We start from the raw sequence: 9,737 nt of genomic DNA, 5'->3' as shown, positions 1-9,737 counted from the left end.
ATCGAAGGTCGAGACCTGGTGTTGTTGTCTAACAGCGGTGAATCGTTACGAATTCTCAACCATATGGCGGATAGTCATTCAGCGGTCGATCGCATTGAATTTGCCGATGGTGTTGTTGATAAAGACACGATGAAACCACAATTTACAGCGAGTGTGATTCTGGATGATTTGCTAACGGTTGACGCTATCGATGGATCATGGACTTACTTAAATGAACCGACGGAGACACCTATTGGCACGTCCGACTCTCAGCCACTAGTGCTAGCGCGTAGTACTATCCTCTCGTTAGATGACGTTTTGTCTACAACAGCGGCTACTCTAGATGAAGTATTAGTATCAACGGATACCAATAGTGCTGCTACCACGAAGTTTGTTGGAGGTGATGTTTCTGAATATCCAATATATGGCGTTGGTATATCTGCTTTGATTGAAGAAATGCAAGTTCAGCTAGCAAATAACTTAGACTGGTAGTGTGTTAGATAGCGGGCAAGTACGCTTCTTACTTGCCCGCTATTTTAATGTATGGCAGTTTGTTTACTAACGAGTGAGATTATAATAATGAACGTACTAAGTAAGTGTTGCTTGCGGTTTAATGGATTCCCGCTGGAAAGGGAATGGCAACAGTAGGTAAGAGTAGGTATGTTGTGGTAAGCACCGCTTAATGCCAGTACAGCTTATTGCGTAGGTGTTGGCCTTGATTACGAAGTTCGCTCTGAGTGCTTCGCCGATGTCAAGCTCTGGCTGAGCAAACCAATCAGCAAACACAAAATAAAGTAAATCGTCGTGGCTGGAGCTTGCAGCGGAAAGTCAACACTGATGTGAATCAACATGCCGATCACCACCATCAACGAGGCGAGCCCTAAACCGCGTAATGTTTTATCTCTCCGCTGTTGAAAGGCGCGAAACGCGCGATAGCCACAAAACAGCACCATCAGCCCCATCAGCGCCGTCACCAGCGCACCATACTCGAACAAAAACTGCAGGTAGTCATTGTGCGCATGGTCATAAAACAGCGTCACCTGGCTTTGGTTAAACTGCGGATAGGCAGAATAAAAACTGCCCGCACCATAGCCCGTCAGTGGCTCTTGCAGCAATGCTTGCCAAGTATCCAACACCACTTCATCACGCGATTCATGGGTTAAACTCGTCTCCACCAAACGCTGTTTCAGCTTCTCTAGGCCAAACCACTGGCTAATTACCAACGCATCAATCACAAACAAACTGATAATCAGAATGTACAAACTTTTCGGCTTGTTTTTATAAAACAAAAGCAGCAGCAAGCTGCCAACCGTCAAAGCAGTGAAAAACGCCGTGTTGCCCATGCGCGAACGGGTCAGCACCAGCGCAATCACCATAATGATCAGTGCAAGGCGCAGCAGCGCTTTGCTTGAGAGCAGCATCGCCAGTGCTTCCTTCAATTGTCGAGAAAACGAGCTGCTTGAGTTTTCTTTGAGTTGCGCCACCAAAAGGCCAAAGCCGAGGCATAAACACATCATCAAAAAGTTAGCCAAGTGATTTTGGTACACAAAGCTGCCCGATGCGCGATCCGATAACGGATACTGCCACACCGGAGAAACACTGAGGTCGAGTAGGGTAATCACACTGGCATAAAAGGCTTGGAACAGGCCGCTAGCAATCATACACACCGCCAGTAGCGTCAGCTTGCGTGGCGTGTTAATCAGCACCGCCGCTAGCAAACCAATCTGCCAATAGTGCAGTGATTTCAACGCTGCGGTAAACGCTTGATGGCGATCTTGGCTCAGTGGCAATGCCTCAAGGCTCTGCACATAAGACCAAACACTCATCAGCGCCAAGCCGAGCAACAGCCATTTCGCCCGCTTTATCCCTTCCAGCCACTGAGTTGCAGAAATCCCGATCACCGCAGCGCCAAGCAGCAGTGCAATCACCATCTCGTTCAGTGACCATGCCCAAAGGCGGTTACTGCCCAATGGAATGGGGAGCCAAAATACAAACAGCAAAAAGCAGGGCAAAAGCAGTGGCCTAATCACGTTTTGTTGACCTCGTTAAGCAATGGGTAGAAGGTTTGGCAGAGAGAAGATAAAGCGCCGCGAGGCCAATCAACGCCGAGGCGAACACGCCCAACGAGCTGGCCAGCAGATCCCACCAAGAGAAATGCCGCGTGGTAAAAAATCGTTGGCTAAATTCTTCAGCCGCGCAAATCAGTATTAGCAATCCGCTGGAGAGTGTCACACTCAGCAGGTGAGGAAACGCGCCAGAAAGTGCCACCAACAGCGAAAAATTCAGCGCGAAAGCGAGCAGAAAGTGTAAGTACAGATCGCTGCCCAGCCATTGTTCCAGTTCCAGCGCCAACTGCGCGTGAAATTGCCATGTTTTGCTTTGTGAAAGCGCAAAGGTGCTGACCGCCAAAAAACAGAACAGCAGCAGCGCGATAGGGCGAACGGCTCGCAAGTAATACCACTGATTTTTCATAGTGCCGCTTTCCGACACACTCTGATCGGTGTTTGCGGTGCATCAGGTACTCTGCTTGCCAATACACACGCCAGATTGAGCTTATCCAGCGATTGCGCATGGCGGGCAAAACGCTGAGCCACTTGCGGATGACGTAACGCCCGATCAATATGGCGCATCGTCATCATGCGCAGCTCTCGGTCCAACTGATTCCAACGTTCCAAACCGATACTGGCAAGCGTTAAGTTCACTTCGGCCATATAAGGGCCAAACCGATCCGCATTGAGCAGGTACAGGTTCAGATCTGAGCTGTCTAACTGATGTTCAATTTGCGCCAAATCAGACCAAGTAATCGGCCACTCTGGCCGAAGCTGCGCTCCTTTGATGTATGCTTGTTTGGCCAGCTGCAACGCCCGTTGCGGCGATTTTTCTTCAGAAAACGCAGTCGTCATCGAGGCATTTTTCTGTTCAGTGTATTGGACATACGCCTGCCACTGATGGCTTTTTCCCAGTAAATTGTAGTAATGTGGATGGCGAGGATCGTGTTCAATAGCACGTTCTAACCAACCCGTCACCTTATCAACATGCTCATGAGTGACGTTTTGCGGCGTTTTATTCCACAGTTCGATTTGTCGTTCACTGGCCAATATGTAGAGTGACGCAATGGCGAAATGATAGGCCCAAAAGCTAACCCAAAGGCAAGAGAGCAGCGCGATGGCTTTTACCACCACCGCTGGTCGGTTGAATGAACGTGATGTTTGGCCTGTTTGCGTCACTGTCTTGCCCCGCATCATCTAAACTTGCCTTGCGCCATAATAGCCTTGGAAGCTACCGTAATGACCATAGCGGCTCGCTTGTTTCGCATCCAGTTTGTTCAGGATAACCCCATCCATGCGGGTGCCTTGTTGTGCAAAACGCATCACTACTTCTTTCACTTCACTGACTCGGGTGCGATCAGCGTTAATCACGATGATGGTCGAATCGGCATATTGAGCCAATACATAGCTGTCACTCACTGGCAGACAAGGTGGCGAGTCAATCACGATTCGGTCATAGCGTGTTTTCAACTCGTTGATCAACTGCCCAAAGGCGGGTGAAGACACCAACTCTAACGGATTGCTGGTGATCACGCCGGCGCTGAGTACATCCAAGGAGAGGGCTTCGTCATGGAAGAGACATTCTTCTAATTGATGTGTTCCGGTTAGTACGTTGGTTAATCCAGGTTGGGCGTGGGTCAAACCGAAGTAGCCTCCCAAAGAGGGCTTTCTCAAGTCGGCATCAATCAATAACGTACGTTCCATTTGCCCTAAGGAAAGGGCCAAATTGATACTGGAAGTGGTTTTTCCTTCTTCGGGAAGTGAAGACGTGAGCATTACAACTTTGCTCGGTTTGTTGGTATTGGCGAGTAAGTAAGCGGTGCGAATACTACGCACTGACTCCATTAACTGACGATATTTGTCATCAAAATAGTCTTTTGGGCTCAGAGGCATACGTTGCTTCAACTTAGGAATGGTGCCAAGCAGCGTCAGAGAAAGCGCCTTATCAATCTGTTTGACATCGCTAAAGGTGTCTTTGAGCGAATCGGTCACCAGAGCCAACACGCAACCAAGCCCAAAGGAGGCGACAAACGCAAGCAGTACCACCAGTTTGCGGTTGGGTTTGCTTGGTTCTAACGGCGGTTTAGCGAAATCGGTAAATCGAGCCACGGTAGCGTTAAAGTCACTAGAAGCACTGGTTTCTTTCTGTCGGTTTAAAAACAGATCAAACAGATCGCGGTTGGTTTGTACTTCACGCTGTAGCTCAGAGAACTTAGCGTTTTGGATGCTCAGTGTTTGGAACTCGATTTTCCGTTTGTCCATTTCAGCCAGCAGCGTGTGTTCCGATTGCTTTGCTGCTTGCAACTCGCTTTTGATCCCTTTAACTAATTGGCGAATTTCGTTGTTGAGGTTACGCTTCACTGACTCCAGCTCCGCGGTGGCCGCTTTAAGCTTAGGGTGCTTAGGGCCGTAGCGTTTGGAGAGTTCAGAGACTTTTCGCTCAGCTTGAACCTCAGCCAGTTTTACATCTTGAATGGTCGGGTGGCTGGAAATTTCCGGAATCGAGGCAATTACACTCACATCAGGGCCTTTCTTGCTCTGATTCTGTGTGATGTTGAACAGGGTTTCTGCGGCGACACGTCGATCACGTGCATTGTTGAGTTGCGTTGAAAGTTCGGCAAGTTCTTTAGAGGCGAGCCCGGAAATCCCTTGAACATCCACCAACCCTTCCGATTTGAGGAATTGCTGCAACTTCGCTTCAGAAGCGCGCATTTTCTCTCTCAACTCTTCCATGCGCACGTTCAGCCAGCTGTTGGCTTCCTGTGCCACTTGCAGCTTGGCTTCGATGTTTTCTTCAATAAACACCTTGCCCACTTCATTGGCAATCAACGCGGCCAGCTTAGGATCTTTGCTCGTGTAGGAAATATTTACCAGCTGAGTTTTTCGAATTGGTGAAATCGAGAGATTTGCTTTAAATTTGGACAGTACAGCGCGCTGAGTACGATAATCTTGCTCTTCAGCGCTCAGCGGTGTTGTTGGTGTTTGCAACGCTTCGAGTAGAGGAAACGTCTCCTGCAGCCAAGCTTTAATCGAAGCTGGGCTCAAGTCCGCTTCGCCTTCTTCTGGGTTAAACTCAGGGTGATCAACCAACGCTAATCGCTCAATCACTCGCTCTGCAATGCGATCCGATTTGAGGATTTCAAACTGGGTTAAAAAATACTCTTGGCTTTTGGTATCAATACCATAGACCTCTTCAATGGAAACTGCACGTGCTTGGCTCGCTTCAATCATTAACGTGGCGCGCGCGGTGTATTGTGGAGCGATATTAAGCGCGACCAATATTGCCAGCAAAGTGGTCATGAAGGTAAAGCTGAGAATACGCCATTTGAAAGACATCAAGCCATGCCAAATCTGACGGAGATCGATAATCTGTTCCTGCGGGCGAGGCTGTGAAAGGGGATGTTCCATTGATGCTACTACCTAGAAAAAACTTTGTTCGATGGTGAGGATGTCACCGGGTTGAATTTTGTCTAAAAGTGCCACCTTAACAGGCCGAGCACTTGGGTTGTCACTCGGCACAATAAAGATATTGTTTTTGGAGGCGCGTTCTGTAAAACCGCCCGCAATGGTGATGGCTTTGTTTACGGTCAAACCCGGTGTATAAGGATAACCACCAGCTTTCTTCACTTCCCCATTGACAAAAAACGGACGATATTCGACCACACTGACAAATACGTTTGGATTCACCAAATAGCCATCGAGCAAACCATTGTGAATAGCAGTTTTGACTTGCTCAATACTTTTGCCTTTCAGCGCGATGCGGCCCAAAAACGGATAGTCAATTGAACCGCTATCACTAATACGAGTTTCTAATGACAGCTCAGGTTCGTCATAAACTTGGATGCGGATCAAATCGCCAACGCCCAGTTTGTAGTGACTGTCGTTTGCCAACGTCTGTAATGAAAACAATGCCAAAAAGAAAAGTAAAAAATACTTCATAACGAACTACATCACCCCTTCAAGTGAAACAAAATAAATGGTTTGTTCATAATCGACGTTACTTAAATTAGAGTCTTTCGATTCCAACCCAACGCCAGCTTTGACGCTCAACCAGCGCATCACATCGTAGTTGATGGAGGCATCAAAGTTATTGGTGTCATCGGCACGCGAAGAACCATCGTATTGCTCATCAAGCAAACGGTAGCCCAAGCTAGTGTTAACAACCTCGTTCCACTGGTGTTGCCACTTCACAGAATAGGTTGTTGTATCGATGGCGTTGCCGAAACCATCTGGGTCTTCAGCGCGACGGTTGGTTGCAAGTGTCAAGGCAGAGTAGGAACGCATCATATAGGTGACATCAGCATCCCAAGAGAAAGAATGGTAGTCTGATTTGTCACTGGCCTCGAAGTTTTTGCGTTGCAGACCAAGTTTAATATTGCCTTGCAGTGCACCTGTGGCATCCCAACTAGCACCGACATAAGAAAAGTAGTGTTTGCTGTCTTTCGTGCTGGCACTGGGAGCAGTTTCATCGTAGCTCTTGTCATTGGCTATAACTTGGAACAGCATGGAAGTCTTTGGAAAAGCTTTGTAATAGAAAATGGCGTTAAAGCGGTTTTCTTGCCAATCTTGGAAACGAGTAAGGCTACGGTTGTTGCTGTAGGTGTGGTCGCCCCAGCCTAGGTTAGTTTCAATACGCCCTTTTGCTTCATCTCGGCCAAATGTGTACTTGAAATTGAGGTTGTTAGTGGTGTATTCGTCGTGTGGCAAGTTGAGTGTCAGATCGTTATCACCACGCGAATCGTGGGTCAGGGCCAACGCATAAGCAAGGTTAAACTGGTGCCGATCGTTGAGTTCCCACTCGCTATTAAGATCAAAAAAATGGTCGGTAAAGTTATCTTGTGAAGAACTGAAATAGTCTCCGCGAGCAATACGATAGCCAAAAGTATGCTGCTGTGTTCCTGGCGCAAGAGAAATCACTACACCGGGCTCTATAACACTGTACGACGAGCTTTCTGTGTTGTTGCTCGTCTTGGCGAGGTTGTCATTGTGGCCAAGTGAGACATTCACATAAGGTGCAATGGCGATGCCTGATTCGGTTTCATACGGTACAGCTGTTGGTCCAGCTACGGAATGACTGGACATAGCGACCAATATACTGGTTGAGAGCAACTTGAGATTAAAAGAGTTCATTGTTGTATCCTTTAGATAAATCTAGTACGCATTTTGACCAGTAAAGCCGGTGAATACGGTTCTGAAGACAATTTTTAAATCAAACCAAATTGACCATCGCTGGATGTAATCGAGGTCATATTGAATACGTTTTTCCATTTTTTCTAATGTGTCGGTTTCACCACGCCAGCCGTTTATTTGTGCCCAACCGGTAATGCCGGGCTTCACTTTGTGTCTCAGCATGTAGCGGTTGATCAAACTACGATACTCTTCGTTATGCGCGACTGCATGAGGTCTGGGACCAACAATGGACATACGTCCTTGCAACACATTGAAAAACTGTGGTAATTCATCGAGTGAGGTGCGGCGGATAAACGCGCCGAAGCGAGTGATACGCGGATCGCCTTGTGTTGCTTGTACCACTTTGCTGCCGTTTTCCATCACCTTCATGCTGCGAAACTTCCACACTTTGATTGACTTACCGTCTAATCCATAACGGATCTGTTTGAAAATGATAGGCCCAGGTGAAGAAAGTTTGACGCCGATGGCAACCGCGAGTAACACAGGGCTAATCAAGATCAAAATCAGCGAACTCAATATCAAATCTTCCATACGTTTCAACCAAGTTGAAACACCGTTGAAGGGCGTATCGAAGATACTAAACGCGTTGACCTGACCGATGGTATACCAACGGGAATGCAGCAAGTTAAAGGTAAAGAAGTCCGGAACCATATAGGTGTTAACGGTACTGTCGGAGAACGCTTCAAGAATGTCGCAGATTCTCTTTTGTGCTTGCATTGGTAGGGTAATGTAGACTTTTTGCACATCGCCCTGCTTTGCTAGCGCCAGCGCATCGTTTATAGTTCCGAGTACAGGTACCCCTTCGATTAAGCGTTCTGCTGTTCGGTCATCATAGAAACCGAGCAGTTTAATCCCAATCTCTGGGTGTTCACGCAGGCTATTGGCTAGCTGTATCCCTTGAGGTGTCACGCCTACAATCACTGCGTGTTTGATGTGAACCCCTTTTTTGTGTAGATAGTAGACGAAAGAAAAAGCAACACCTCGCCAGAGAAGCAGTCCGGAAACAGTGAAGGCACTCCAGAAGCCAATCACTAGGCGTGAGTAGTTTTCCCCTGTTTTACTGAAATAGGTCAAAAGAGTAAGTGTGCACAAGGTTAAACCCCAAGAAAGTAGGGTACTAACACAGAGTCTTCTTAATTTGGACGTACGCCAGTCACTGTAAATATCAAGACTTTCAGCAAAGAAAGAATAAACAATGACTGCCAAAAATCCCGCGGCTAGATAGCCAAAAGTCGTGACGTGACTATGCAACTTAAGTGCGAGTTGAAGAGCAACTAAAATTACAATACAGTCAATAAAACGGTAAAAAATCTTACCTTGATATTGCGTAAGCCTTATGGTGCTTTGATTGTTCATGATCGAGACATCCTTGCCATTGACGTAGTTTTGTCCCCTTAACTCAGCAGTCCAAAATTTAGTTTTCGTTGACCCTAGAGTTGGGTTCTTATATGTATCATTTTCTTATGTTTTCTTTGTGTGCCTGACATGATTGTCCATTGGATTGGAGCGAATCTTTTCTATTAGGCAAACTTGGTCCGACATCTGGGTGACTCGTCCTAGTGCTTTTTGACATCAACCACTTTTTCAATCGAACACAAATCCTTGGATTGTTCGAACGAGGTTATACACAGACAAGTTTCCGACAGGCTTTCATCTTCAGGTGTCTGTTGTATTAATTATGAGTAGAGGTAACGACAGGCAGTAAGCTGACAACTGCCTAGAGCCAAGGTCTTTGACCATTCTACTTTTCCTAAGCTTGCTAAGGGTTTGAAGTCAAATGTCATTGCGTTATTCGCACTTTGATCTGACTTCAAAAACCACTAGTAAATGTTGCAGAAAAATTCCAAGTGCTCCGCTGTTTAGTTGGGTGAAGCTGTACCGCCACCGCCGCCACTGCCCGCACCAATTGCTGCGTTTGACCCAGGTGTTGTCACCAGTGCTAACGTCGGTGCTACCGCTTGTTGTGGGACATTAGCAATCACTTCTTGCGCTGCATTCTCAATCCCCGGTTGTGGCGCATTGACGATACCCGCTGCGGTTGGTTCAGAGATGGTCGCTGGATCCGCGCCGCCTTGAATAGCAGCAAGTAGGATATCAGTCGGTGCCATCAAGCCCGTTTCTCCTAAAGCGTTTACTACGTTTTGAGCGGTTTCAGTATCTGGTCGTGCTTTGATTGCTGCGGCAACCAACTCAGAACGCATCGTTTCTGGCACTGCTTTGAAGGCAGCTGTAACAACGCTTGTGACCATCTCTGCCGGTACAACCTCAATAATCGCTGCAACTAACTCATTGGCCAATTGAGGATTTTGCTCAATCGCTTGACTGATAATGGTTTCTGCCAGTTCAGGGCAACTCTGAGCAAGAGAAGCCGCTACAGCAGTAGTACTGTCTCCCGCTTGTGAGATTTGCTCACTCACGGATTCTGTTGTGCCGCAGTTTTCTGCAGCGTTTACACCTAGAGGAAGTAGAGCTCCAATAAGTGAGAGGTAAAGGATTTTTTTCATTAGGAATCACCTGTTG

Annotated in this window: 9 protein-coding genes; 1 reads left to right on the top strand and 8 read right to left on the bottom strand. The window is 47.2% G+C overall.

The genetic code is table 11. The features are described from left to right. A partial coding sequence (locus LZU85_RS11015; RefSeq protein WP_237287100.1) for a calcium-binding protein occupies window positions 1-471 on the top strand: 471 nt, incomplete at its 5' end. 227 nt (window positions 472-698) lie between these two features. On the opposite strand, the gene LZU85_RS11010 is transcribed toward LZU85_RS11015, so the two are convergent. The 8 genes from LZU85_RS11010 to LZU85_RS10975 all read right to left on the bottom strand — a co-directional run bounded on the left by LZU85_RS11010 (window position 699) and on the right by LZU85_RS10975 (window position 9,721). After that, window positions 699-2,009 carry an O-antigen ligase family protein gene (locus LZU85_RS11010; protein WP_237287099.1) on the bottom strand — a complete coding sequence of 437 codons (1,311 nt, stop codon included), beginning with the start codon at window positions 2,007-2,009 and terminating at the stop codon, window positions 699-701. After that, a complete protein-coding gene (locus LZU85_RS11005; RefSeq protein ID WP_237287098.1) occupies window positions 2,002-2,451 on the bottom strand; it encodes a VanZ family protein in 450 nt (149 codons plus the stop codon). Before LZU85_RS11005 ends, LZU85_RS11010 begins: the two co-directional genes overlap by 8 nt. Next, window positions 2,448-3,224, bottom strand: coding sequence for a VpsP family polysaccharide biosynthesis protein (locus LZU85_RS11000; RefSeq protein ID WP_237287097.1), 777 nt, complete (start codon window positions 3,222-3,224; stop codon window positions 2,448-2,450). Before LZU85_RS11000 ends, LZU85_RS11005 begins: the two co-directional genes overlap by 4 nt. After that, complete coding sequence (locus LZU85_RS10995; RefSeq protein ID WP_237287096.1) at window positions 3,225-5,435, bottom strand: GumC family protein; 2,211 nt, start codon at window positions 5,433-5,435, stop codon at window positions 3,225-3,227. It lies immediately after the preceding gene. A 12-nt stretch (window positions 5,436-5,447) separates the two neighbouring features. Beyond that, the gene (gene vpsN / locus LZU85_RS10990; RefSeq protein WP_237287095.1) at window positions 5,448-5,966 is read right to left on the bottom strand and encodes an exopolysaccharide export protein VpsN; all 519 of its coding nucleotides are present in this window, start codon (window positions 5,964-5,966) and stop codon (window positions 5,448-5,450) included. A gap of 6 nt (window positions 5,967-5,972) precedes the next feature. Further along, entirely contained in the window at window positions 5,973-7,157 is a 1,185-nt protein-coding gene (locus tag LZU85_RS10985; protein WP_237287094.1) for an outer membrane beta-barrel protein, read from the bottom strand. A gap of 21 nt (window positions 7,158-7,178) precedes the next feature. Continuing rightward, window positions 7,179-8,573, bottom strand: coding sequence for an exopolysaccharide biosynthesis glycosyltransferase VpsL (gene vpsL / locus LZU85_RS10980; protein ID WP_272909889.1), 1,395 nt, complete (start codon window positions 8,571-8,573; stop codon window positions 7,179-7,181). A 503-nt stretch (window positions 8,574-9,076) separates the two neighbouring features. After that, on the bottom strand, window positions 9,077-9,721 hold the full coding sequence (locus tag LZU85_RS10975) for a hypothetical protein (RefSeq protein WP_237287093.1): 645 nt from the start codon (window positions 9,719-9,721) through the stop codon (window positions 9,077-9,079). Between the last annotated feature and the right edge of the window lie 16 nt (window positions 9,722-9,737).

The sequence above is a fragment of the Vibrio floridensis genome (genome assembly GCF_021852965.1).
Lineage (GTDB): Bacteria > Pseudomonadota > Gammaproteobacteria > Enterobacterales > Vibrionaceae > Vibrio > Vibrio floridensis.
The sequence above is the reverse complement of the archived record's forward strand: the minus strand, read 5'-3'. Positions and strand labels throughout refer to the sequence as shown.